This is a genomic window from Dokdonella sp. (assembly GCF_044227025.1).
In the GTDB taxonomy this organism is placed as follows: domain Bacteria; phylum Pseudomonadota; class Gammaproteobacteria; order Xanthomonadales; family Rhodanobacteraceae; genus Dokdonella_A.
The window spans coordinates 379,436-405,377 of record NZ_JBGAFX010000005.1 but is presented as its reverse complement, the minus strand read 5'-3'; the positions used below and the strand labels follow the sequence as shown (position 1 = coordinate 405,377).

The window sequence follows — 25,942 nt, the reverse complement described above, 5'->3', positions numbered from 1 at the left end:
CGGCCGAACAAGGGTGCCGTGTCTTCAGTCATCCGTCGCAGGCGGGAATGCGCCAGCCTCCTCTACCGGAGGAGGCTGGCATCCCATTCGACGTCAGGGGCTGTCGTAGCCGTTCGCGAAGATCAGGTCGGCGAGGCTGACGGTCACGTTGACCGGCACCGAAATCAATGCGTGCACCGGATCGTTGCTGTGCACGCAGATGAAGGCGGAATAGTTGCCCGGGTTCAGCGATGTCGCATCGATGCTCGCCGTGATCGTCGAGGTGGCCGCCGCCGCGACCGAACCCTGCCCAGGCGAGCGGCCAAGCCAGGCGACTGGACCCGGACTGGCGCACGTGACGGCCGCAGTGTCGATCGTGTAGTCGAGCGTGCTGCCCGGATCACCGGAGTTCGTCAGGCCGAACATGTCGGTGGTGCTCGCGCCCTGCATCACGGTGACGTCGATGTTGCCGGGTGCGACGGTCGCAGCCGGAACGCCTGGCGTGGTATCGACCCATGGGCCGAATGCGACGAAGGTCGGGCCGCGCTTCTTGCAGACCATCGAGTCCTGCGGAATGCAGGTGCCGCCCGAGCAGCCCGGCGGCCAGTTGTTGCTCGTGCTGTCACGCACCGATACGCGGTAGTAGAGCGCGATCGAGGTATTGACCAGGCTTTCGCCATTGACCAGCGCGTTCTGGTTCATGGCACACGCACTGAGAGGATTGTCCGAGCGATCGGCGTACTCGCCATCGTGCTGCTTGGTGCCCATCACGTCGATGGTGTGGAAGCCACGCCCGGACTGGTTGGTCGGAATGAGGTAGTCCTCGCTGCTTGGAACGAGGCGATAGCCGTTGCCGGTGGTCGGGTTGCGGACTTCCCAGGTCTTCGGTGTGCCGCCCGGTCCACCGGTCGCATTGCGTAGATCGGTGAATTCGGTCGTCTTGTCGACATCGTTGACGCTGAGCGTGTTGATCGCGTTCGCCGGATCGTCGATCGCGAATTCCATGCGCCAGTAGTTGTGGTGCCAGTGCGTCGTTTCGTTGCCGGTGCCATCGTTGTTGCCGAAGCCGAACTCCGGTTCCATGCGTCCGTCGGAATAGAACGTCCAGCGCGAGGTGTACTGGTACCACGCCGCGGAATGCTGGGTCGTCAGCGTGACATGGTCGCCGCCATCCTCGACGCTGACGCCCGATGCGCAGCCTGCGGTCGCGTTCGGATAGCCGGCGAGCTGGAACGGGCAGTTGCCGTAGGCCTGGGTCGGCGCACTGGAACGGTCGCACGAAGTCGTCGCCTGCGGCGGGTCGACCGAGATGCCAAGGTGGTTCTGCACCGCATGGTCGGCGAGGAAATTCGCATCCGCATCCTTCCAGTCGCGGTAACAGGTCGAGCTCTGGTATTCCGCGAAAAGCATCGGCACATGCGCGCGACGCATGACCAGGTGCCCGTTGAAATACACCTTGCGCAGTTCGAGGCTGGATCCGTCCGTGGCGACGCTCTCGCTCGGCTTGACCCAGCACATTTCCCAGATCGGGTTGGTTGCGGGCCAGCTCAGCAAATGCTCGCTGGCGCCCACGCACGTAGGTGAGTCGGCCTGTGCGCGGGCGGAGTAGGCGCCCGCGGCGGCGAGGAATGCGAGGAACAGGACCTTCTGTACGCTCATCGAATTGGCTCCCATGCTTGTCTAGTTGCGGGCTGTGGCAGGAACGTCGCGTCGTGATTCGGCGTCGAAATCGGGGTACACCACGCGATCGCGCTGCAGGTCGACGATTGCGCGACGAAGCGGTTTGAAACCGCCTTCCTCGGCGAGGATGGCATAGATGCAACGGGTGCCGCGGTCGCAGTAGCGATCGCCGCGCTTGCGCATGACGAACCCGCCGGCCCAGATCACGACGCCGGGCCGCGTTGCGATGGAACGAAGGTCGGGATATCCGAGCACCAGCGCCTTCACGCGGTCATCTTCGGCCGGCGTGAGTCGCATTTCGGCACCGGCAAGGTCTTCCGTCTGCAGCAGCTTGCCGTCGAGGTCGTAGGTGCGCTGAATCGCCGTCGCACGCTCATAGTCCCAGGCGAGTTCGATCCGCCGGCGCGTCTCGACGCCATCGTGGACGAAGAAGTCTTCGTAACTGCGATTGATCACGATTCCCTTCATGCGTCCTGCATCGGGAACATCACTGGCGACGAGCTCCGGCATTGCGCGCGCCGGGCCAGTGCGCGGCGTCGAAGCGCATCCGGCCAGCGCGAGCAGCGCCAGCGCTGCCGGCATCAAACGGCTTGCATGTGTCGATTTCACGTATACCGATTCCCGATGGAAAGATTCATGTTTGCGCGGGCTCGTCATCGCCGCGACGGAACCGCGCCGCTCACGGCGGTCGCCATCGCGACGGGCTCCGGTGGCGACTTGCCGTGAAGCGGATTGCTCCAGAGTTCGTACATGTATTCGCCGCGCGAGAGATTCTGCGGTCCGACGGTGAACGGCCGTCCAGGCCCGGCCAGGCACAGGTCGTTCTCCGCCGGGATCGCATTGTCGACCGCCTCGTTGCGCAGGAACTCGATGTATTCCCTGCTCGATACCTGATGATAGAGCGTCGCCGCCGCACTCACCGGCCCGGTGGTTCCTGCCGGTATGGCGAACGTGTAGGTCGCCTTGTCGAAATTGACGAGGATGCCGGAGCCGGGCGACGTCTCCGCGTACGTCGCAGCAACCGGCCGCACTTCGTACCCGGAAGGGTCGTCGGGCGCGGCGACGCGAAAACCGATCGGCGGAATGCGATTGTCCTTCGCGACGCAATTGTTGAGCACGAAATGGAATTGTTTCGCACCTGCCGATTCCACCTCGCAGGCGTGGCTCGACGTGTTCCAGATGCCCTGCAGGATTTCGTAGACGCGTGCCTGCGTGTCTTCGGTCAGCGTCGCGGTCGCCGCATCGTAGGCACCGCTCTCGGCGATGAGCGCGTTTGCGGCTGAGCGCAGTTGCACGTTGAGCCACATGCGTCGCCCTTCCGAATAGCCGGTCGGCAACTTGTGGCCGCTGAGGTTGGTCACGGTGACCGCAAGCGTGATCGATCCGGCGGCCGACGGCGTAGCCGGCGTGTAGGCCGTGATGGTGGTGGCTACGGCCGCGCTTGCAGCGAGCATCGCGCGCGCTGCAGCAATGGCGCGATCGTAGTCCTGCGGTTGCTGCGTGAGGTTGTTGCCATATTCATTCTTGATGATGCCCGGCACCCACGCATTGGCGCCGGCGAATTCGTGCACGGGCAGGTTGCCGCTGCGCGAGCCCGAGGGGTTCACGGTGCAGGCTTTAGCCAGCGGATCCTGCGACGGGCGCATGTGGCAGTCCTGGCACTGCTGCGCCTTCGCGACCACCGGGTTGCCCGGCAAGGCATCGCCGAAACCGTCGCGCAGGATCGCATCGGAGAACAGGCTGCGGTTCCACTCGGTGTAGGTGCGCTCGATCGGAAACGGCCGCGCCGTATTCGTGCCGTCGTTGAGCACGAGCGTCCTGAGCGGCCCCTGATCGGTATCCGGCGTGGTCACGTCGTGGCAACTGCCGCACAGCGCCGAACTCGTGTGATGAGACGAATAGGCCCAGCCATGCGGTGCCACGAGTACGCTGCCGGCCGGATACTCGTACGGCCCACGGCGACACGGGCCGAAGAACCCGGGCGTGTTGGCGCAACTGATCGAGTCGTCGACCCACGCGTTCGCATTGCCGATGAGGTTCGCCTGCCCTTGCGGCCCGTCGCGCATGAGGCGATGGCAGAAATGGCAATCGACGCCGGCGTAATCGTTGTCGTCACGATCCTTCTTCGCGTGGTTGCCGATCAGGCGGCACCCGCTTTCGCCTCCGGCACCGGTAGTGCCGCCACTGCCGTCCTTGACAACGCGGCCGTTGAGCCATCCGCGCGGCGTGTGGCAGCGCAGGCAGTAGTCGCCGACGCCGGGCTGACCCAGCGTCGCAACATCGTTGTTGGCGACATCGAGCGCGGCCCAGAACAACGGGTCGCGCAACGCATTCGCCATCATCGAGCCGCCCCAGGTCGAATGCGGCATGAAGCCCGCATCCGCGGAATTCTGGCTGCGATGGCAATCGGCGCAGGTCTGCGCGGAATCGAGCTGCACGCTCAACCCCGGCTGCGTGCCGTGCGGCGTGAAATCGAGCGCCATCAGCGGCACACAAACCAGCAGGCCGAGCACGACCAGCAGCGACTTCAATCGCATCTTCGGAGGATCCCCGCATCACCCAGAATGGATGCGCCCCAGGACTGGGCGTCGCACCCGGGCAGGCTCGTTGAGCCTGCCGCACGCATGGAGCCCACATCAGCGAGCGTGGAGACCCGACCGCGCGCGGCGGCCGGGCCCCATCGGATCAACGCGTGGCGCCGCTTGGCACCAGCGTTGCGACGTCGTACGTCGCAGGCGTTCCCGCCAGCGCGACATGCAACGTCGCGTTGCCCGCTACAGGCGCGCGGTTGCTGATGAACGAGAACGAATACAGCGTGCCCCAGTCCAGCGTCGGCAGAACGACCGGTGGCGAACCGCTGCTGCTGTTGCTCCACGTCAGCTGGCCGCCTGCGATGCTGGATCGCCAGTTGCCATTCAACGCGGTGCCGCCCAGGTCCGACGCCGGCGACAGGATCGAAACACCCGCGGCCACGGGCACGCCGAAGCTGTCGAAGCCCTTGTTGCTGAGCACGCGCAGGTTCGGTTCCGCCCCTTGCGTCTCCGCGCGCGCGAAGTCGAAGTTCATCACCGCGTAGTTGTAGCGCCACTTGCCGTTGCCGAGGTCGGTCACCTTGACCGCGACCTTGGCGTGGCCCTCCGGCGCGGCCAGCTCGGTGTTCATCGCGTTCGCGCCGGGAGTCACCGGATCGACCCAGCGGTCGATCGCGCCGCTGAGGCGATAGTTCGATGCGCCACTGAGCGACCACTGCGAGCCGGAGAACTGCGGGTTCACCGATTCGGTCGCCATCGAGTTGTAGATGTTGATGTCGTCGCGCACGATGTACCACGACTCGAACAGGAAGCTGATGCCGTCGCCACTGGTGTGGGCAAGCTTCTGCTCCGGCACCTTCATGCGCTGGGTCCACGAATCGTTGCCGCTCGAATTCGCGACACCGTCGCAATTGGTATCGTAGATGGAACCGCAGCGCCCCCACTGCCCCTTGGCCGGGATGATCTCGCTGCGCGGCCCCATCGCGCTCGGGCTGTCGTTGTTGCCGCTCGAGTAGGTGTCGCTGCAACCGAGGCCGAGCGCATGTCCGCCGTAGACGCCACAGGTGCTCGTGCAACCCTGGTTGGTCGAGACAAACGCGTGTTTCACGCCGGAACGGCCGACCTGCGAGATACCGCCGTTCGCATTGACGCGGTACAGGTTCCAGATCAGGAACGGATGCTGGTCGTTGTTGTAGGGCGGATTGTTGCCGCTGAACTTGGTGAACCAGGCGACGTCGGCGGTGTACAGCGCGTCGCTGGTGCCGAGCGGGTCGCCGCCGATGGTCGCGACCTTGACGCCATCGTTGACGTTGTTGCGCAACGTCGATGAGGGAGCGAACGCCGCCGTGCCCGTGCCCGCCGCGCCGGTGCAGGTCTGGCAACCGACCGGCTGGATCGAGATGTTCTGCATGAACAGGTCGGCCTGGTACGTCGCACCCGCGACACCGGGCACGGCCACGCCGGGCCACGGATAGGTCGTGCACACGCGGTCCGGCTGTGCACCGCTTCCCGAGATGTTCACTTCGGTGTCCATCGCGAAATCGCCCAGGCCCCAGCCTTCCGACTCGGGCGCATGCATGCGCTGCGCGAGTTCCGGCGTCACGCGAAGATCCGCCGTGTGGACCTTCAGCGTGCGATTATTGTCCACCAGCTCGAACATGATGCGATCGGTGTAGAACCACACCTTGCCATCAGTGGAAACCAGGTCGAGCACGAGCGGATTGTTCGCATTGACCCGCAGCGTCGCATCGCGCAGGTCGATCGTTCCGCCATCCGCAAGGCGCAGCACGTAACCGCCGCTCATGCGCAGCGAACCACCGACGAACTTCTGCAGGGCGGCGTCACGCACGCTGAACTCGAGGCCGCCCGCTTCGCGCAGCGGGAACCACTCATGCCCGTCGCGATCGCTCTTGCGCATCTGGCCGGCGCGCGTATCGACCCGGATGCCGAGGTTCTGCATCAGGTCGGCATTCCAGCGTACGCCCATCGAGCCACCCCAGGCGGACCAGGATTGCGTGCCTTTCGTCGTGGTTGCCGGCGCGCGATCCGTGATACCCGCGCTCGCATTCGCCACGCACGCAAGCGCGACGCCCATGCACAACATCAATCGCTTCATCGATGTACCCCAAGTTGTCATCGGTTCGGCGTTCCGCGAATGGAACGCCGTTGCAAGTCAATGCGGTCGGCGACATACCGTTCAGTTGAACGCTCGCCGACCCTGGCGTCCGAGGCGCAATTCGCAAATGTAGCACTACCCACCGGCCTGGTCATTCCTTGCGCCGCAGCCTCAGTGCAGACGGCCAGGCGCACGAGGACGTGCGCCCGGCCGTCCGAAACGGTCGGGCGCCATCGGATCAACGCGTGGCGCCGCTTGGCACCAGCGTCGCGACGTCGTACGTCGCAGGCGTTCCCGCCAGCGCGACATGCAACGTCGCGTTGCCCGCTACAGGCGCGCGGTTGCTGATGAACGAGAACGAATACAGCGTGCCCCAGTCCAGCGTCGGCAGAACGACCGGTGGCGAACCGGGGCTGCCGATGCCGCCGTTGCTGCTGCTGTTGCTCCACGTCAGCTGGCCGCCTGCGATGCTGGATCGCCAGTTGCCATTCAACGCGGTGCCGCCCAGGTCCGACGCCGGCGACAGGATCGAAACCCCCGCGGCCACGGGCACGCCGAAGCTGTCGAAGCCCTTGTTGCTGAGCACGCGCAGGTTCGGTTCCGCCCCTTGCGTCTCCGCGCGCGCGAAGTCGAAGTTCATCACCGCGTAGTTGTAGCGCCACTTGCCGTTGCCGAGGTCGGTCACCTTGACCGCGACCTTGGCATGGCCTTCCGGCGCGGCCAGCTCGGTGTTCATCGCGTTCGCGCCGGGAGTCACCGGATCGACCCAGCGGTCGATCGCGCCGCTCAGGCGATAGTTCGATGCGCTACTGAGCGACCACTGCGAGCCGGAGAACTGCGGGTTCACCGATTCGGTCGCCATCGAGTTGTAGATGTTGATGTCGTCGCGCGCGATGTACCACGACTCGAACAGGAAGCTGATGCCGTCGCCGCTGGTGTGCGCGAGCTTCTGCTCGGGCACCTTCATGCGCTGCGACCATGCCGTGTTGCCGTTGGAGCCTTCGTTGCCGTCGCAATTGGCGTCGAAGATCGACCCGCAACGTCCCCATTGGCCCGTTGCCGGGATGATTTCCGAACGCGGCCCCATGTCGCTCGGGCTGTCGTTGTTGCCGGTGCCGTAGGTGTCGCCGCAGCCGAGGCCGAGGGCATGGCCGGCAAACCCGCAGGTGCTGATGCAACCGGAATTGATGGTCAGGAATGCGTGTTTCACGCCCGAACGACCGATCTGCGAAATGCCGCCGTTAGCGTTGACGCGATACAGGTTCCAGATCAGGTACGGGTGCTGGTCGTTGTTGTACGGCGGGCTGTTGCCGCTGAACTTGGTGAACCACGCGACGTCGGCGGTATACAGCGCGTTGCTCGTGCCGAGCGGATCGCCGGGGATGGTCGACTGGTGCGTGCCATCGTTGACGTTGTTGCGCAACGTGGACGACGGTGCGAACGCGGCGGTGCCGCTGCCCGCCGCACCGCCGCAGCTCTGGCAGCCAACGGACTGCGTCGAGAAATTCTGCATGAAGAGGTCGGCCTGGTATGTCGCACCAGCGACGCCGGGAACCGAGGCACCGGGCCACGGATAGGTGGAGCAGGAGCGCTCCGGCTCGATGCCGCCGCCCTCGATGTTGACTTCGGTGTTCATCGCGAAATCGCCGAGCTCCCAGCCATCGGCTTCGGGGGCGCCGATCCGGCTCGCGAGCGCGGGCATGATGCGCAGGTCCGCCGCACGCACGGCGAGCGTGCGGTTGCTGTCGGCCAGTTCGAACATGATGCGATCGGTGAAGAACCACACCTTGCCGTCGCTGGAAACGAGGTCGAGGATGTTCGGGTTGCCGGCGCGCACGCGCAGCGTCGCGTCGCGCAGGTCGATCGTGCTGCCGTCGCGCAGGCCCAGCACGTAGCCGCCACTCATGCGAAGCGAACCACCGTTGAATTTCTGCAGCGCCGCGTTGCGCACGCTGAAATCGAGGCCGCCGGCTTCGCGCAATGCGAACCACTCGTGTGCACGCAGGTCGGTCTGGCGCAACTGCCCGGTACGCGACTGGATGCTGATGCCAAGGTTCTGCATCAGGTCGACATTCCAGCGCACGCCCATCGACCCGCCCCAGGCGGACCAGGACTGCGTGCCCTTGGTCGAGGTTGCCGACGCGCGATCCGTGATCCCCGCACTCGCACTCGCCGCGCACGCGAGCGCAACGCCCATGCACAACATCAGTCGCTTCATCGAATTCACCCCAAGGTTGTCGGTTCGGCGTTCCGCGAATGGAACGTCGTGGCCAGTCAGCGGTCGGCGATGCGCGTCCATTCGAACGTTCGCCGGCCCTGGCGTCCGAGGCGCAATTGGCAAATGTATCACCCCGGGTCCGTCCATGTTTTTGCGGCGCAGCAGCACGCCGTGGGCGCTCAAGGCGTGGTTGCCGCGCCGACCTGCATCAGTTCAGGCGGCGATTTGCCATAAAACGAGACGGTGGCCCCATCGAAGGCGTCGGCGAATATCCGGGTGCCTCCGAGCGCGCCGCTCCAGAGGTCGTACATGTACTGCCCGCGCGTGCTCGCCTGCGGCCCGACCGTGAACGGCCGTCCGGGGCCTGCCGCGCACATCGTGTTCTCAGCGGGCGTCGCGTTCGCCGCCGCCTCGTCGCGCAGGAACTCGATGTACTCGCGACTGGAGGTCTGGTAGTACAGCCGCGCCGTCGCCGTGAACGGACCGGTTGCACCCGCGGGAACCGGCAGTGCGTAGTCGATCGTGTCGTAGTTGACCAGGATGCCCGACCCCGGCGAGGTCTCCGGGTAGGTCGCCGCGACCGGCCTCAACGTGTAGCCGTTCGGATCAGCGACGGTGGCTGGCTGGAATCCGAGCGGCGGAATGCGGTTGTCCTTCGCGATGCAATCGTTCAGCACGAAATGGAACATCGCCTTGCCGGCGCCGTCCTCGACATCGCAGCCGCCGGTCCCGTTGTGGTTGAAGATGCCCTGCAACACTTCGTAGACGCGCGCCTGCGGGTCGATCGCCAACGTCGCGCTCGCTCGATCGTAGGCGCCGCTCTCGAACACCAGCCCACCGTTCGCATCGCGCACCTGCAGGTTCACCCACATGCGCCTGCCTTCGCTGTAACCACTGGGCAACTTGTGTCCGCTCAGGTTGGTGACCTTGACGCGAACCGCCATCGATCCGGGGGTGGCACCGACGGGGGGCGTGTACGCCGGGATCGTCGTTGCGACGGCGGCCGCATTCGTCAACAAGTTGCGCGCCCACGCGATCGTCTGGTCGTACGACGCCGTGCGGTTCGGTCCGCCGTTCGCGACGATGCCGGCGGCGTATTGGCCCTTGATGATCCCGGGCACCCAGGTATTGCCGCCGGCGAAGGCGTGCACGGGAAGATTGCCGGTCCGGTTCGACCCGCCCGCACAGGCGCTGGCGTTCGGGTCCATGCTGTCCGGCATGTGGCAGGCCTGGCAGGTCTGCTGCGGCGCTTGCGCATACTGGCTCTGCTGCCACTCCGCAAACGTGCGCTCGATCGGGAACGCGAGACCGGTATCGTTGCCATTCGCAAGCTTGAGCGTCTTCAGTGGACCGCTGACCGTGTCGGGCGAGCTGACGTTGTGGCAGACGCCGCAGATCTCGCTCTGCGTGTGATAGGGGGAATGTTCCCAGGCGTGTGGCGGGGCATTGCCACCGGAGGTGTAGTCGTACGGCCCGCGTCGACATGGTTCGAAATCGCCGGAATTTGCGCACGCCGCATCGTCGATCCAGGCATTGCCGTTCTCGAGATAACCGGGCTCGCTGTTCGGTCCCTGCGGCATCAGGCGATGGCAGAAATGGCAGTTCAGGCCACCGAAGTCCGAGTCGAGGTCATCGGCCGAGTCGTAGGTGCCGGACAGCAGGCAACCGGCACTGCCCTGCGCGACGTCGTTGTCGGGATTGCCGAACCCGACTTTCACCACGTGCCCGCCATACCAGCCGCGCGACGTGTGGCAGCGCAGGCAAAAGTCGCCGGAGCCGGGCACGTCATGGTTCGCGATGTCGAGCGCGGCCCAGAACAGCGGGTCGCGCGTCGCGTTCGCCATCATCGAACCCGCCCAGGTCGGGTAAGGTCGAAAGGTGGTTTGCGCAGGGCTGCTGCCCCCATGGCAGCCGCTGCAGTTGTCGGCAAAAATCAGGTCGCTGAACAAGCCAGGCTGGGTACCGTGCGGCGTGAAGTCGACCGCCGCTGCGCCGCCCGGCGACAGGCGCTGGGCAAGTTTCAACCACGCATCATCGGCGGCTCGCGCGTCGCGGACGAGCGTGCCGGACAGGAGAAGGATCGCAACGGTCGACCAGAGGAAGTGCAGTTTGCGCATGGCTTAGCGATGTCGTGGAGTGGCTCGGTGCGGCGCTGCCGGTCCGATGAGGTCAAGCGTATACGATGGCGCCTTCCCGGCCGTTGTTGCCGCTCCGTCCATCTGCACGCGGCGCGCAGTCGGCGGCCCATTCGCGACGAATTCGAAGTGATGGAGCATTCCCCAGCCGAGGGTATTGGCTGGATCGGGCGCCGTCCAGCTTAGCGCATCGCCGCTGGCCTTTGCCGTCCAGTCGTTGCCCGCGTCGCCATCCGCATCGTCGAAGCGCAGCGACGTGGCGACCACGCCGCGGGGCAACGGCACCACGAAACGGCCGAAGCCGCGATGGTCGAGCAACTTCACGTCGGGCTCGCTCGCGTGCGCGGGATCCACGCGTACCTCTGCATAGTCGAAGTTCATCAGCGCGTACTCGTAGCGCCAGCGGCCACCACCGAGCGCGGTCACCTTCACCGCGACACGTGCGCGCCCAAGCGACGTCGACAGTTCAGCGTTGCGTGCCGTGTCGGATGACGCGACGGGATCGATCCAGCGATTGATCACCGGTCCGAGAAAGAAATCGTGCGGCGGCGCCTGCGCATCGACGAGTTCGACGCGCCAGTTGGCGCCTTGCTTCGCCAGGCGGATTTCGCGATGTCCCATCGTGTTGTAGATGTCGACGTCGTCGCGGACGACGTACCAGTATTCGAAGAAGTAGCGCGCACCGGTCGAGAGGGGCGGCAGCAGTTCGGCCTCGTCGACGGTAAGGCGGTAGCGGTACAGGTCCTGTGCACCGCTGCCGGCGTCCATGCGGCCATCGCAGTCGTGGTCCCAGATCGAACCGCAGCGCGCCCAGATTCCCTTGAACGGAATGATTTCCGCACGCGGGCCAAGGTTCTGCTCCGCATTGCCGCTGCCATTGTCGTTGCTGCTCGACGAGTAGATGTCCTCGCAGCCGGGCCAGAACACGTTGCCGGACTTGCATCGGCAATGCTCGTTGATCGAGAAGAACGCGTGTTTGACGCCGGACGCGCCAATCTGCCGGATGCGTCCCTCGCGATCCATGCGATAGAGGTTCCAGATCAGGACCGGATGCTGGTCGTTGCCGTACGGCGGATGATTGCCGCTGAAATGGCCGTACCACGCGACGGCGGTCTGCCCGACATTACGCAGGCTCGCATCGGTTCCGAGCACGAGCTTGCCATTCGTGCTGCTGGCCGTGCACGCACCTCCGTCCGGCAGCGGAGGCAAGCCGCAGCGCGGCGCATAGATCGAATCCCAGAATCCGCTCAGGTTGGAGTAGCTGAGCTGGATGTCGGTCACGAGCCCCGGTCGCGGCCATGGCGCATCGCATTGCCCGCCCGCTATCGCATCGGCCGCGGCCGCGGGCGCGAACGCGCGGAACGCGAGCGTGCCGATCACCTGTCCGGCCAGGCGCGGCAAGCCCAGCGTTGCGGCGAACTGCGGCGACAAGCGCAGATCCATCTGCCGCATGGAGAATTCGGGCGGCACGCCTTTGCTGAACTCGTGATGCGCGTGGTCGGCCGTGAGCCACACCTTGCCGGCCGCGTCCGCGACCTCGATGCCCATCGGTGCGCCTTCATCTGCACGGAGTTCGAAACCACGCAGGTCGACGATGCCGCCGGCATGCGCGAACACGACACCGCCGATGAATCGCAGTCGGCCGCCGCCAAGGCCAACCGTCACGCCGTCGCGCACGCCCACGTCGAGACCATCGCCCGGCCGCGCATTGAATCCGGCCGTCGCATAGCGCACGCCCGCCTTGCCCTGCACCGGTTGCCGGGCCTGCTCGAGTGCATCGAGGCGCAACCCGCTCGAAACCAGCGCGTCGGGATTGAACGCGAACTCCGCCACGCCGCCGGCAACCTGCACCGCCGCTGGCGCGCCGGAGAGCGCGCTCGAAGCGATCGCCAGGCTCCAGAGAAGAACGACCCACCGCCTTGGCAACATGCGTTCGTGAGACTCCCGGGCTTGCCCTTGCCGGTGGAACAGGACTGGATGCGATGGCTTGACGCATCCGTCCGCCGGATCAACGCACCAGTCAAGGCTGGCGCGAGGCCTATCGTACGCGTTAGCGTTCCCCAATGAATGTCAGACCGTCGCTGCACGCAAGACTGGAGCGCATCGCCGAGATGATCGGTGCCGGTCGGCCCGACCTTGCCGCGACCGAGGCCGCGCAGGCGCGTGCGCGTGCGCCGCGTGAAAGCGAGGCCGCGCGCCTGCACGGCATTGCACTGTTCCAGCTCGGCCGACTCGATGAAGCGCTCGCCACGCTCGAGCACGCGCTAGCACTCGCGCCGCAGTCGGTTGAAGTGCTGTGCAACCTCGGTAGCGTGAATCTCGCTGACGGCCGCATCGAGGCGGGACTGGCGGCGTTCGAAAGCGCGTTTCGTATCGCCCCCGAGCATCCGGCCGTGCTGAACGGCCTCGGCAACGCGCGTCGCGCGCGCGGCGACGCGATCGGCGCGCGCGATGCCTATGCCGCGGCGACGCGTGCGCAACCCGATCACGTTGGCGCGTGGTGCAACCTCGCCGCGGCGCAACTCGCCGTCGGCGAGGCACAAGCGGGTGAAGTCAGTGCTCGCCGCGCCATCGCCCTCGCGCCGGGCTATCCAGAGGCACTGTTCGTGCTCGGCCACGCGCTCGCCGCCCAACATCGCCATGCAGAGGCCGCCTCAGCGTATGCGACCGGCGAACGCAGCGCGCCGAACGACGCGCGTTTCCCGTACCAGCGCGGCTTGATGGCCGAGGAGCAGAAGCAACTCGCACCTGCTGCCGCGGCCCATGCGCGCGCGCTCGCGCTCGATCCTTCGCTGGATGCGGCGCTGTCGCAACTGGTGTTCCTGCGTCGCCAGCTGTGCGACTGGAACGGACTCGACGCATTGTCGGCGCGCTTGCGCGCGCGCGTCGCGGCTTCTGCACACGGCATTTCGCCATTCGGATTCCTGGCCGAGGACGCTGGCGCGGCCGCACAACTGCATTGCGCACAGACGCATGCGAAACGCATCGCGTCGCAAGTCGCACCGTTGCTGGCGCGACGCCACGTGCGGACGCGCATCGGCGATGGACCGCTGCGCCTCGGTTTCGTCGCGAACGGATTCGGAAACCACCCGACCGCCTTGCTGGTCGTCGCCTTGTTCGAGGCGTTGCGGACGCACGACGTGCGTCTGCACCTGTATTCGACCGCACCCGACGACCGCAGCGCGCTGTTGCAACGCGTGCGCGCCACCGCGCACGTCTGGCGCGATGCGTCGGCGATGGCCCCCCGGATGCTCGTTGACAGCATCGACGCCGACGCAATCGACATCCTCCTCGACCTCGACGGCTATTGCAGCGGCGCGGTGCCGGAGGTGTTCGCGCTGCGTCCGGCACCGCTGCAGGTCAACTGGCTCGCCTACCCCGGCACGCTCGGCGCGCCGTGGATGGACTACGTGATCGCCGATCGCAGCGTGCTGCCGGAGTCGCTCGCCGCGCAATTCTCCGAACAGGTTGCGTGGTTGCCGCGCTGTTTCCAGCCGTCGGATTCGACTCGCAGCGTCGGCATCCCGCCCGCGCGCGAGGCCTGCGGCCTGCCCGCGAGCGGCGTCGTGTTCGCCTGCCTCAACAACAGCTACAAGATCAACACGGCGAGTTTCGAGCGCCTGCTCGCGGTGTCGCGTGAGGTGCCGGGCTCGGTGCTGTGGTTGCTGTCCGCCGCCGGCGACGCTGACCAACGGCTGCGCGAGGAAGCAGCGCGCCGCGGCTTCGACCCGGCACGACTCGTGTTCGCGCCGAAGCTGCCGCATTCCGACTACCTCGCTCGCTATCGCCACGCCGACCTGTTTCTCGATTGCACACCGTACGGCGCGCATACGACGGCTTCGGACGCGGTCTGGGCGGGATGTCCGGTCCTGACCGTCGCCGGATCGGCGTTTGCATCGCGCGTCGCGGCAAGCATCAACCATCACCTCGGCTTGCCCGAGCTGAATGCGCGCGACGACGCCGGGTTCATCGCAATGGCTGTCCGTCTTGGCCAGGACGCCGCCGCGCGCGACGCGTTGCGCAGGCAGCTTGCCGAATGTCGCGAGCACAGCGGCGTATTCGACATGCAAGGCTACGCGCGAGACTTCGTCTCGCTGCTGCAACGCATGGCCGAACGACACCGCGCCGGACTGCCGCCGGCGCAACTCGATTGACGCGCGAAACGACGGCATTGCACCCGCATTCGTCCGCGCGGATCCGCGTCCGCCGCTTTGCTTCGGAAAGCCGAAGCGCTAGGCTCGCCGCATGACTGCCCAAAGCCGATTCGTGCCACTGACCCTCTGCGTGCTGACAGTGTCCGACACGCGCACGCCGGACAACGACAGCTCCGGTGACTATCTCGCTCTGTCGCTCGGCCAGGCCGGGCACCGCCTGCATGAAAAACGCATCGTGCGCGACAACCGCTACGCGATCCGCGCGCTCGTCGCGCAATGGATCGCCGACGAGGACGTGCACGGCGTGCTGGTGACCGGCGGCACGGGCTTCACTGGCCGCGACTCCACTCCGGAAGCGCTCGCCCCGCTGCTCGACAAGGAGATGCCCGGCTTCGGCGAGATGTTCCGCATGCTCAGCTACGAGGAAATCGGCACATCGACGATGCAGTCGCGCGCGTTTGCCGGTCTGGCGAACAACACCTTCGTGTTCTGCCTGCCGGGCTCCACCTCGGCCTGCCGTACCGCATGGGAAAAGCTCATCCGTGCGCAACTCGACGCGACCACGACGCCATGCAATCTGGCTGGGCTGATGCCGCGCTTGCGCGAAACCTGAAGGCCTGAGGGCTGAGGGCTGAGGGCCGAAATGCATCGCTGCTGAAGCCCGCTCCCACAGAAGACAGTTGCTCCTGCATGCAGCCGCAAAGGAGAAGCCCTTGAAGAAGAAGAAATACGCCAACGCCATCGAAGACCACTACGACGACCTGCTGAACCTGCAACGCTGGATCATCGCCAGCGGCCAGCGCGTGATGATCCTGTTCGAGGGGCGCGACGCCGCAGGCAAGGGCGGCGTGATCAAGGCGATCAGCGAACCGCTCAACCCGCGCTACACGCGCATCGTCGCGCTGCCGAAACCGGACGAGCGCGAGGCCACGCAGTGGTACTTCCAGCGCTACGTCGAACACCTTCCCGCGGCTGGCGAACTCGTGCTGTTCGACCGCAGCTGGTACAACCGCGCCGGCGTCGAGCGCGTCATGGGGTACTGCACCGACGCGCAGTATCGCCAGTTCCTCGCCGACTGCCCGGCATTCGAGAAGCTGATCACCGGTGACGGCATCCTCCTGCTCAAGTACTGGCTCGCGGTAGACCAGGAATACCAGGAACAGCGCTTCGCCGAACGCGCGAGCGATCCTCTCAAGCGGTTCAAGATTTCGCCGATCGACCTCAAGGCACGCGAGCAATACGCCGCCTACGGGAAGGCGCGCGACGTGATGCTGAAAGCGACGCACACCCCCTGGGCGCCGTGGGCCGTCGCGGACTTCAACGACCAGAAGCGCGGTCGCCTCGACGTGATCGCGCACCTGCTGAAGCGGCTGCCGGAGCGCGCCGCCCCCGACAAGCCGCTGAAGCTGCCGAAGCTGAAGGAGAAGCCTGCTACGGAGCGCCTCGTCGACGAACGCCTGTGGATTCCGAGAAGCTGATCGAGCGAAGGCTGAACACGGAGCGTACCGAGCACACGAAGGGATCGTACCGGATCCGGCATCGACCACCGACAGCGCCAGGCGATGCTCGACGAGTTCGCAGGACGAGAAAAGCAAAAGGGGCGCAGTGCATGCGCCCCTTCCATGTTCTTGCTCCGATTGCGCCCTGTGTCTCGACCCAGGGCGTACACGTCACGGGCGGCGTTCGAGCTCCGGATTCTCCCGCGAGACCGGCATGAGGTCGGACTTCGACACGCCGAGCCAGTACAGGATCGGATTGGCAAAGAAGATCGACGACAACGTGCCGATCACGATGCCGATCAGCATCGTCAGAGCGAAGCCGTGCACCGCCGGACCGCCGAAGAAGTACAGCGCGGCCATCGCGATGCCGGTCAGCACCGAGGTCATGATCGTTCGCGACAGCGTCTGGTTGACCGCCTTGTTGAGGATCTCGTACGGCTCCGCCTTGCGGGTCATGCGGAACAACTCGCGCACGCGGTCGAACACGACGACCTTGTCGTTGATCGAGTAGCCGATCACCGCCAGCAGCGAGGCGAGCACGGTCAGGTCGAACTCCATGTGGGTCAGCGCGAAGAAGCCGACGGTCAGGATCGTGTCGTGGATTTCGCTGGCGATCGCCGCGATCGCGAAACGCTTCTCGAAGCGGATTCCGATGTAGATCATGATGCCGAGCATCACGAACACCGCCGCGACGATGCCGTCGTTGCGCAGCTCCGCACCCACCGACGAGCCAACCAGGGCCGGATGGGCCTTCATCGACACGTCTGCCCGCTGGGCCTTGAGCGCCGCGATCACTGCAGCGCCCACCTGTTCGGCATCCTTGTGGTCGGCCTGCGGTTGCAGGCGGATCGACACTTCCTTGGCGCCGCCGACGCTCTGTACCTGCGCGCTGTGGAAACCGCCGGTTTCGAGTGCGCTGCGCACCTGGTCAATCTCGATCGGTTGCTCGTATTTCGCCTCGACCAGCACGCCGCCGGTGAAGTCGAGCGCGTAGTTGAGGCCACGCGTCGCGACCAGGCCGATCGAGATCAGCACCAGCGCGGCGGACAGGATGATGCTGACCTTGCGCCAGCCGAGGAAGTCGATATTGCTGTTGGGATTGAACAATTCCATGGACTTTTCCTCAGGCCGTCGCGCCGCTGGTGTAACCGCTGCCGATCGACAGACCCTTGAGCTTCTTGCGGCCGCTGTGGATCAGGTTGGTGATCGCGTGGGTCACCGTGACCGAGGTGAACATCGACGTCAGGATGCCGATGAACAGCGTCACGCCGAAGCCGCGGATCGCGCCGGAGCCAAGCGTCATCAGCGCGAGCGCGGACAACAGGTGGGTCACGTTCGCGTCGAGAATCGTCGCCCACGCCTTGTCGTAACCGGCGCGGATCGATGCGAGCGGGGTCGATCCGTTGCGCAATTCCTCGCGGATGCGCTCGCAGATCAGCACGTTCGCGTCGATCGCCATGCCGAGGGTCAGCACGATGCCGGCGATGCCGGGCATGGTCAGGGTCACGCCGATCGCGCTCATCACGGCCAGCAGCAACACGAGGTTGAAGAACAGCGCAATGTCCGCTATCAGGCCGAACAGCCAGTAGTAGAACGCGACGAACAGCAGCACGGCGGCGAGGCCCATCAGCACGGCCCGGATGCCTTTCTCGATGTTGTCCTTGCCCAGGCTCGGGCCGATCACGCGCTCCTCGACGATGTCGATCGGTGCGGCAAGCGCACCGGAGCGCAGCAGCAACGCGGTGTCCGACGCTTCCTTGTTGCTGGACAGGCCGGTGGTCTGGAAGCGGTTCGAGAACACGCCGCGGATGCTCGCGACGCTGATCACCTCCTCGGTGATCTTGGTGCTGCGCACTTCCTTGCCGTCGATGATCTTCGTCTCCGGCGTGCGTTCGATGTACAGCACCGCCATCGGCTTGCCGACGTTCTGGGTGGTGAAGTCGAGCATCTTGCGTCCGCCGGTGGCATTCAGCACGACCGACACCGCCGGCGTGCCGCTCTGCGGATCCGGCGCGCTGGAGGCATCGACCATCTCGTCGCCGCTGACGATGATCTTCTTCTTCAGCAGGATCGGCACCGGCTTGCCGTCAGCGCCGCGCTCGCGCCTGTAGTAGAGCTTGGAGTCGGGCGGCACCTGGCCGGTGCGCATGGCGTCATACGGGCTGCCGTTCTCGTCGACGGCGTGATATTCGAGGGTCGCCTGCGCGCCGAGCACCTTCTTCGCCTCGGCGGTGTCCTGCACACCCGGCAGTTCGACCGCGATGCGCGTCTCGCCCTGCTGCTGGATCAACGGCTCGGCCACGCCGAGCGCATTGATTCGATTGCTCAGGGTGGCCTGGTTCTGGCGGATCGTGTTGAGCGCGATCTCGCGGATCTTCTCCGGTTTCACGTTCGCGTTCAGCGTATAGGAGTCACCGACCTGGCTGCCGTTGGAGACCACGACGTCGGGCACCTTCGACTGGATTGCACTGAGCGACGCATCACGATCCTCGCTGCTGCGCAGTTGCACGACGACGCCCTGCGGGCCACGCCCCACCGACTGGTAGCGGATGTTCTTGTCGCGCAGCGCCGAACGGATGTCGTCGGCATAGCGCTGCAACTGCTTCTCGACCACCTCCTTGTCGTCGACCTCCAGCAGGAAATGCACGCCACCCTGCAGGTCGAGGCCCTTCGGCATCTCGCGCGCGCCGATCGCGCGCAACCAGCTGGGTACGGTCGAGGCGAGGTTCGGCGCGACGACGTAGCGGTCGCCGATGGCGCTCTTGATCTTCTCGAGCGCAAGGGACTGCACATCGGCCGAATTGACCCGCGCGAGCAGTGTGTCCTTCTCGATCGCGACGCGGTCGAACGGCAGCTTCTCCTTTTCGAGGACGCCCTGGACCTGTTCCTTGAGCGCCTCGTCGATGGTGCCGCCGCGGTTTGCGGTGACTTGCACCGCGTACTGCTGCACGTACAGGTTCGGAATGCCGTAGAGCACGCCGAGCAGCAGCACGACGACCACAAGCGCGTATTTCCAGCGGGGAAAATCGTTCATAGGCTCTTTATTGGCAGTGCGGTCATGGCTGACCGCTTCTTGATGGTGTGATCAGGACAATCGCACCAATTAACTCGCTTTCAGGGTGCCTTTCGGCAACACGGCAGACACCGCGTCGCGGCGCAGCTTGACCACGACGCCGGGGGCGACTTCGAGCGCAACAAACTGCTCGCTGATGTCGTCGATGCGACCGAGCAGGCCGCCGTTGGTCAGCACTTCGTCGCCCTTGTTGAGCGCGGCGACCATCGCGCGCTGTTCCTTCGCGCGCTTCATCTGCGGGCGGATCAGCATGAAGTAGAAGACGCCGAACAGGATGATCAGCGGCAGGAACGACATGATCGGGTTCGGCGCCGCGGCCGCTCCGCCAGCCGCCTGGGCATGTGCGCTTGCAATGAAGAAATCCATGGGTGCTCCGGAAGCAACAGGTTGGACGGATCGGCGCGTCGCTGGCGTCCGGCCCGGTCAAAAGGCCGCCGATTATGCCATAGGCAGGGCCGAGGGCTGTGGGGTGAGCGCCGGACTCATCGCAGGACGGAAGGTTTTTGGTCGAAATCGACCCCTAAACCCGGTTTCCCGGCTCTCAGCCCTCCGCCCTCAGCGTTGCCCTCAAACCATGAAACTCCGCCACGAAGTCGGCGAGGCGTCCTGCCGCGACCGCGTCGCGCAAGCCCGCCATCAGTTCCTGGTAGTAGTGCAGGTTGTGGATCGTCGCAAGCATCGGCCCGAGCATCTCGCCGCAGCGGTCGAGGTGGCGCAGGTAGGCACGGCTGAAGCCGGAGCGGCATGTGTAGCAGGCGCAGGCCTCGTCGAGTGGCCGCGTGTCGCGCTCGTACTTCGCGTTGCGGATGCGCAGGGTCCCTTGGCGCGTGAACAGGTGTGCGTTGCGCGCGTTGCGGGTGGGCATCACGCAATCGAACATATCCACGCCACGCCGGACCGCCTCGACGATGTCCTCCGGTCGACCCACGCCCATCAGGTAGCGCGGCTTGTCCCTCGGCAGCAACGGCTCGGTTCGCTCGAGCGTCGCGTTGCGCTCGTGCTCGGGCTCGCCCACCGCGAGCCCGCCGATCGCGTAGCCGTCGAAGCCGATGCCGATCAGGGCCTCCGCCGAACGCCGACGCAACTCCGGGTACACGCCACCCTGCACGATGCCGAACAGCGCATTCGGGTTGCCGAAGTCGTCGAACGCGCGACGCGAGCGCTCGGCCCAGCGCAGGGACAGTTCCATCGAGTCGCGCGCCTGCTTCTCGGTCGCCGGATACGGCGTGCATTCATCGAAGATCATCGCGATGTCGGAATCGAGCACATGCTGGATGCGCATCGATTCCTCCGGCGAGAGGAACACCTTCGAACCATCGACTGGCGAGGCGAACGTCACGCCCTGCTCGGTGATCTTGCGCTTGTGCGCGAGGCTGAAGACCTGGAAGCCGCCCGAGTCGGTCAGGATCGGCTTGTTCCAGCCGATGAAACGGTGCAGCCCGCCAAACTCGGCGACGACATCCAGACCGGGCCGCAGAAACAGGTGGAAGGTGTTGCCGAGGATGATCTCGGCGCCGATCTCCCCCAGCGACTGCGGCGTCATCGCCTTGACCGAGCCATAGGTGCCGACCGGCATGAATGCCGGCGTCTCGATCGTGCCGCGCGGAAACGTGATGCGCCCGCGGCGCGCGGTGGCGTCGGTGGCGAGCAGGTCGAATTGCATCGAGGCGGGAATTGGGGAATTGGGGAATGGGGAATGGTAGGTGCTGGTGACTCGAAGCGCACGAAATCCTTGCTTGACCATTCCCTGTTCCCGGTTCCCCGTCCCTACTCCCGGCTCTGCGGATACAGCAGCATTGCGTCGCCATACGAGAAAAAGCGATAGCGCTGCTCGACCGCGTGACGGTAGGCGTCGAGCATGAAGTCTCGTCCGGCGAAGGCCGACACCAGCATCAACAGGGTCGACTCGGGCAGGTGGAAGTTCGTGACCAGTGCGTCGACGCTGCTGATGCGGTAGCCCGGGAAGATGAAGATCTGCGTCTCGCCCGCGAACGGCGCGACCGCTCCGTCCTTGATCGACGATTCCAGCGCGCGCACGACCGTCGTGCCGATCGCGACGACGCGCCCGCCACGCGCACGCGTGCGCTGGATCTTCTCGACCAGTTCGGCGCCGACGTTGAGCCACTCGCGGTGCATCGTATGGTCTTCGAGGCGCTCGCTGCGCATCGGCTGGAACGTTCCGGCGCCGACGTGGAGGGTCACGAAACCGGTCTCGATCCCGCGCGCGGCGAGGCGTTCGAGCAGCGCGGCGTCGAAGTGCAACCCCGCCGTCGGCGCCGCGACCGCGCCGCTCGCGCGTGCGAACACGGTCTGGTAGCGCTCGTCGTCGGCGGTGCCGGCCTCGCGCTCGATGTACGGCGGCAGCGGCATGCGACCGAGCTTCAGCAGCACCTTCTCGACCGGCTCGACCGTCTCGAAGCGCAGCAGGAAGAACTCGCCATCGCGGCCGAGCACGCTGATCTCGCTGCCGTCGGCAAGCACGATGCGCCCACCGGCCTTCGGCTTCTTGCTGACGCCCAGCTGCGCGCGCGCCTCGTGGCTGCCGGTCACCCGCTCGATCAGGATCTCGACCAGGCCACCGCTCGCCTTGCGCCCGTGCAGTCGCGCCGGCAGCACACGCGTGTCATTGAACACAAGCAGGTCGCCCGGCCGCAGCAGGTCGACCAGTTCGGTGAAGCGTCGATCCTCGAGCGTGCCGCTGCGCGGATCGGCGACCAGCAGCCGGCTTGCGGAGCGCTCGGCCAACGGCACCTGCGCGATCAGCTCGTGCGGCAGGTCGAAGTGGAAGTCGGACTTCTTCAAGGGAACGCCGGGCTGAAGGTTGCGATCGCGAATTATCGCCGCAGCGCCGCGATCCGTCACAGGGTTGGTTTGCCGACTGCGCGCGATGCGCGCAAGATGGACGTCGGGCGCATCCGCTGCGGCGTGCATGGCGGATTTCCAGGGGCTTCCGACATCGTGCACTTCACCGTGGTGGAGAATGGCCATGCAACGCTTGCTTGCGCTCGTCACTGCCTGCTTCCTGCTCGCCATGTTCGACGCACGGGCGGTGGACCTGCCCGTCTACACCGACGGCCTGCAGAACGGCTTTGACGACTACTCCTACGGCGGCGGCAGCAATCTCGCCAATGCCGCGCCAACCCACGGCGGCAGCGCGCTGTCGATCGCGTTCACCGGCAACGCGAGCTTCAACGCGATGGCGTTCCACCATACGCCAGCGTTCGCGGCCGGCGCGTATTCGGGCCTGCGCCTGTTCATCCATGGCGGCGCCTCCGGTGGCCAGCAACTGGCCCTCATCCTCTACCGTCCGGACGACACCACCACGGCGCCGTATCTGCTGCCCGCCGCCACCGCCAACACCTGGACGCAGATCGACGTCTCGTTCGCCACGCTCGGCTTCAATGACGCGTTCAATCGCATCGACCTGCAGACCGCCGGCGGGGTGCAGCCGATCATGTATGTCGACGATGTCAGCCTGATCGCTGCGGGCACGGGCGGACCGCAACCGGATTCGATATTTGCCGACAGCTTCGAGACGGAATACCTGCTCGTGCCGCAGTACGACGTGGCCGTTGGCGGCGGCAACGGTGGCGCCCTGCAACTCTTCACGCGCGTACCGGCGCCCGCGCCCGCGGCGCCTCGATTCGTCTACGCGGGGAGCGCCGAGCTGGCCTCGACGCATTCCATGAACACGGTTTCGATCGCGCCGGACGGCAGTCTATGGGCGGTCCACGCGCTGGCCGGACGTCTGGATCGCTACAACCGCAACGCTGTGTTGGCCGGCGGACTGGTTCCTTCCACGGGTCAGACCGATCTCGGGTCATGCGGCAATGGCGACGTATTCGATCTGGCGTTCTTCGGCAGCAATGCCTATGTCACGCGCGGATTCGGCGTCCACCAGATCTGCCGCTACACGATTGCCGCGCTCAACGGCGGAGGCACGCCTGCGTCGACCCTGCTCGGCGACAACAACGTGCTTTCCACGCCGGTCGGCCTCGCGTTCGATGCGCAGGGCAAGCTCTGGGTCGGCAGCTATGACAACCAGACGATCGTGCGCATGGATCCAGCAACCGGGCACATCGACAAGAGCATCACCCACGCGACCATGACCAATTCGGAAGGGCTCGCGTTCGATGCCTTCGGCAGTCTCTGGGTCGGCAGCAACAACGGCCCGACCATCGCCGTGTACTCCGCCGCCCAGCTCGCCGCCGCCGGCCTCAACGCAACCACGGCGCCGCTGTACTCCATCGACACCGGCGGGACGCCGCACGCGGGCACACCCAGCGGCTACGTCGGTGGCCTCGCATTCGACAGTCGTGGCCAGCTTTGGGCCGGTTACGAATACTCATTGACGGTCGTCGGCTACTCGCTGGTTCCGACGGTCGGCGCCGGCGCCGTCACCGGCTACGCGGCGACGGCACTGGCGCCGCTTGCCAATGCCACCACCGATCCCGGTCGCGCCGGCATCGCGTTCTGGCCGCGACCGCCGACGTTGCATATCCACTGAGATACCCTCTTGCGAAAAATCCGCGCCGCGCGGAATGTTTCATCGACGAGTCCGGCGCATGTCCGGACTCGCCTCGGCAAGCTCTCACAGCCAGCCTTTCTGCCGTGCGAGCCGATAGGCTTCGATGCGGTTGCCGACGCCGAGCTTGCCGATCGCTTCGGAAAGATAGTTGCGCACGGTGCCCTGGGAAAGGTTCAGGCGTTCGGCAATGTCGCCGGCCGAAAGCCCCTCGCCCGCGAAGCGCAGCACCTGCCGTTCGCGATCATTCAGCGGGTCGGCATCGGACCAGGCTTCGACCGCGAGTTGCGGATCGATCGCGCGCCCGCCGCGATGCACCTTGCGCAAGGCCTCGGCAAGCTGCTCGGCAGGCGCATCCTTGAGCAGGTAGCCGCCGACCCCGGCCTCGAGTGCGCGGCGCAGGAAGCCGGGGCGCGCGAACGTCGTCACGATCACCACCTTGCACGCGAGTCCGTGGCGCTGCACGCGCTGCGCGAGTTCGAGCCCGGTCAGTCCCGGCATCTCGATGTCGGTGACGAGCACGTCCGGCTTGAAGTGCTGCACGCCGCGCCACGCCTCCTCGCCGTCCGCGGCGGCGCCGACCACGTCGATGTCGGATTCGAGCTTCAGCAACGCGGACAGCGCGCCGCGTACGAGCGCCTGGTCTTCGGCAAGCAGCACGCGGATCACGGTTGAAGGGTCCTCGGCGGGCAATTTCGTGGGCGGGCGGACTGTAGCGCAAGTCGCCACCCCGATCCGGGTATCCGCGGGATCAGGCGAGTGCGTGCGCGGTTGCCGCCACATCGGACGATGGCAGCGGGATCGACGCCCGCAACCTCGTCCCGCGCCCGCGCGCCGACTCGATCTCGAGGCGACCATCGAGCAGGGCCAACCGTTCGCGCATCCCGCCGAGTCCGTTGCCCGGCACGATCACGCCACCGACGCCGTCATCGAGGATGGCCAGGCGCGCCTCACCGGCTTCGACGACCATCTCCACCCGCGCCTGCGACGCGCGCGCGTGGCGCTGGATATTGGTGATCGCCTCGCGCAAGGTCAGCGCGAGCACGGTTTCCACCTCGGGCGGCAGCGTGGCCGTCGCAATCGCGTAGTCGAGGCGCACGTCACCCGATTCGAGCAGCAGGCGCGCCGATGCCAGCTCTGCAGCGAGACCGGCAGTACGGATGCCGGTAACCGCGCGCCGCACCTGACCGAGTGCATCGCGTGCGACGCGTTCGACATCGACGATCTCGCGGCGTGCCGCCAGCGGCTCCCGGTCGAACAGTTTCACGGCGAGTTCCGACTTCAGCGTGATCAGCGACAAGGTGTGTCCGAGCAGGTCGTGCAGGTCGCGACCGATGCGCTCACGCTCGGCCAGCGCCGCGAGTCGGCGCACTTCGTCGTGACTGAGCTTCAACTCGGCCTGACGCAGGCGCTTCTCGTGGTGGAAGTGGTTGGCGGCACCGATCGCAACCATCAGCATCGCGGTGACCACGACCGACAGCCCGACGAACCGCTCCGGCCAGGCGAGCAGCCACGCTTCGAGCGCAAACACCAGCGTTGCAGCGATGATCCATTTCAGCAACGCACGCAAGCCGACCCCGCTCGCACCCACCATCGCGCCGGCGTAGATGAGGTACGTGTTCGCACCGGTGTTCTGCGGCAGCAGCAGATAGCCAAGCAGGGCGACGGCCATGGCATAGACCAGCTGGCGCCGCCCGCTGCGCAACTGCGCGAGAAAATACAGCGGCAGGAACACGAGCACGCTGGCCACGGTAAACCCCAGCCAGTACCGGCTCGCGCTGAAGTTCATGAACAGGAAACCGAGATAGAGCAGGCTCCACAGCGGCGCCCAGCCCTGCTCGGCCAGGCGCGCATGCAGTCGCGAGCGCAAATCCGCCAATGCGGTGTCGAGACGTCTCATGCCGGCTCCCTTCGTTCCGGTCGATGGATGCGGATCATAGGCCGGTCGCATTCACGCGTGCAGGCGCATCATCGCGAATGCGAGCAGAGCCATCAGGTACACGACGGCCGTCACGCGCAGGCGAGCACGGAT

The 25,942-nt window shown here is 66.0% G+C and carries 18 protein-coding genes; 4 read left to right on the top strand and 14 right to left on the bottom strand.

The features are described from left to right. Positions 1-93: 93 nt before the first annotated feature. The 7 genes from ACILRJ_RS14220 to ACILRJ_RS14190 form a co-directional block, all read right to left on the bottom strand. The gene (locus ACILRJ_RS14220) at positions 94-1,638 is read right to left on the bottom strand and encodes a hypothetical protein (RefSeq protein WP_395683854.1); all 1,545 of its coding nucleotides are present in this window, start codon (positions 1,636-1,638) and stop codon (positions 94-96) included. 21 nt (positions 1,639-1,659) lie between these two features. Next, the gene (locus ACILRJ_RS14215) at positions 1,660-2,268 is read right to left on the bottom strand and encodes a hypothetical protein (RefSeq protein WP_395683853.1); all 609 of its coding nucleotides are present in this window, start codon (positions 2,266-2,268) and stop codon (positions 1,660-1,662) included. A 44-nt stretch (positions 2,269-2,312) separates the two neighbouring features. After that, the gene (locus tag ACILRJ_RS14210; RefSeq protein ID WP_395683852.1) at positions 2,313-4,196 is read right to left on the bottom strand and encodes a hypothetical protein; all 1,884 of its coding nucleotides are present in this window, start codon (positions 4,194-4,196) and stop codon (positions 2,313-2,315) included. A gap of 148 nt (positions 4,197-4,344) precedes the next feature. Continuing rightward, the gene (locus ACILRJ_RS14205) at positions 4,345-6,306 is read right to left on the bottom strand and encodes a hypothetical protein (RefSeq protein ID WP_395683851.1); all 1,962 of its coding nucleotides are present in this window, start codon (positions 6,304-6,306) and stop codon (positions 4,345-4,347) included. Positions 6,307-6,544: 238 nt separating this feature from the next. Beyond that, complete coding sequence (locus tag ACILRJ_RS14200) at positions 6,545-8,524, bottom strand: hypothetical protein (protein WP_395683850.1); 1,980 nt, start codon at positions 8,522-8,524, stop codon at positions 6,545-6,547. Positions 8,525-8,703: 179 nt separating this feature from the next. After that, positions 8,704-10,641: a hypothetical protein gene (locus tag ACILRJ_RS14195; protein ID WP_395683849.1), complete on the bottom strand. Its 1,938-nt coding sequence runs from the start codon at positions 10,639-10,641 to the stop codon at positions 8,704-8,706. 3 nt (positions 10,642-10,644) lie between these two features. After that, positions 10,645-12,588 carry a hypothetical protein gene (locus ACILRJ_RS14190; RefSeq protein ID WP_395683848.1) on the bottom strand — a complete coding sequence of 648 codons (1,944 nt, stop codon included), beginning with the start codon at positions 12,586-12,588 and terminating at the stop codon, positions 10,645-10,647. Positions 12,589-12,722: 134 nt separating this feature from the next. Between ACILRJ_RS14190 and ACILRJ_RS14185 the strand changes: the two genes are divergently transcribed. The 3 genes from ACILRJ_RS14185 to ppk2 all read left to right on the top strand — a co-directional run bounded on the left by ACILRJ_RS14185 (position 12,723) and on the right by ppk2 (position 16,291). After that, positions 12,723-14,813, top strand: coding sequence for a tetratricopeptide repeat protein (locus ACILRJ_RS14185; RefSeq protein WP_395683847.1), 2,091 nt, complete (start codon positions 12,723-12,725; stop codon positions 14,811-14,813). 91 nt (positions 14,814-14,904) lie between these two features. Then, the gene (gene moaB, locus ACILRJ_RS14180; protein ID WP_395683846.1) at positions 14,905-15,426 is read left to right on the top strand and encodes a molybdenum cofactor biosynthesis protein B; all 522 of its coding nucleotides are present in this window, start codon (positions 14,905-14,907) and stop codon (positions 15,424-15,426) included. A 100-nt stretch (positions 15,427-15,526) separates the two neighbouring features. Then, positions 15,527-16,291, top strand: coding sequence for a polyphosphate kinase 2 (gene ppk2 / locus ACILRJ_RS14175; RefSeq protein ID WP_395683845.1), 765 nt, complete (start codon positions 15,527-15,529; stop codon positions 16,289-16,291). Between the two features lie 192 nt (positions 16,292-16,483). On the opposite strand, the gene secF is transcribed toward ppk2, so the two are convergent. The 5 genes from secF to queA form a co-directional block, all read right to left on the bottom strand. Next, complete coding sequence (gene secF / locus ACILRJ_RS14170; RefSeq protein WP_395683844.1) at positions 16,484-17,425, bottom strand: protein translocase subunit SecF; 942 nt, start codon at positions 17,423-17,425, stop codon at positions 16,484-16,486. A 10-nt stretch (positions 17,426-17,435) separates the two neighbouring features. Continuing rightward, positions 17,436-19,346, bottom strand: coding sequence for a protein translocase subunit SecD (gene secD / locus ACILRJ_RS14165; protein ID WP_395683843.1), 1,911 nt, complete (start codon positions 19,344-19,346; stop codon positions 17,436-17,438). A 69-nt stretch (positions 19,347-19,415) separates the two neighbouring features. After that, positions 19,416-19,751, bottom strand: coding sequence for a preprotein translocase subunit YajC (gene yajC, locus ACILRJ_RS14160; protein ID WP_395683842.1), 336 nt, complete (start codon positions 19,749-19,751; stop codon positions 19,416-19,418). A gap of 175 nt (positions 19,752-19,926) precedes the next feature. Further along, complete coding sequence (gene tgt, locus ACILRJ_RS14155) at positions 19,927-21,048, bottom strand: tRNA guanosine(34) transglycosylase Tgt (RefSeq protein ID WP_395683841.1); 1,122 nt, start codon at positions 21,046-21,048, stop codon at positions 19,927-19,929. A gap of 104 nt (positions 21,049-21,152) precedes the next feature. Beyond that, positions 21,153-22,187: a tRNA preQ1(34) S-adenosylmethionine ribosyltransferase-isomerase QueA gene (gene queA, locus ACILRJ_RS14150; protein WP_395683840.1), complete on the bottom strand. Its 1,035-nt coding sequence runs from the start codon at positions 22,185-22,187 to the stop codon at positions 21,153-21,155. 184 nt (positions 22,188-22,371) lie between these two features. Here queA and ACILRJ_RS14145 point away from each other — a divergent pair, with 184 nt between their 5' ends. Next, positions 22,372-23,892, top strand: coding sequence for a hypothetical protein (locus ACILRJ_RS14145; protein ID WP_395683839.1), 1,521 nt, complete (start codon positions 22,372-22,374; stop codon positions 23,890-23,892). A gap of 84 nt (positions 23,893-23,976) precedes the next feature. Here the strand turns inward: ACILRJ_RS14145 and ACILRJ_RS14140 are convergent, their stop codons facing one another. Together ACILRJ_RS14140 and ACILRJ_RS14135 are read right to left on the bottom strand one after the other, a co-directional pair. Beyond that, the gene (locus ACILRJ_RS14140; RefSeq protein ID WP_395683838.1) at positions 23,977-24,579 is read right to left on the bottom strand and encodes a response regulator transcription factor; all 603 of its coding nucleotides are present in this window, start codon (positions 24,577-24,579) and stop codon (positions 23,977-23,979) included. Between the two features lie 82 nt (positions 24,580-24,661). Further along, positions 24,662-25,810, bottom strand: coding sequence for a sensor histidine kinase (locus ACILRJ_RS14135; RefSeq protein WP_395683837.1), 1,149 nt, complete (start codon positions 25,808-25,810; stop codon positions 24,662-24,664). Positions 25,811-25,942 lie beyond the last annotated feature (132 nt).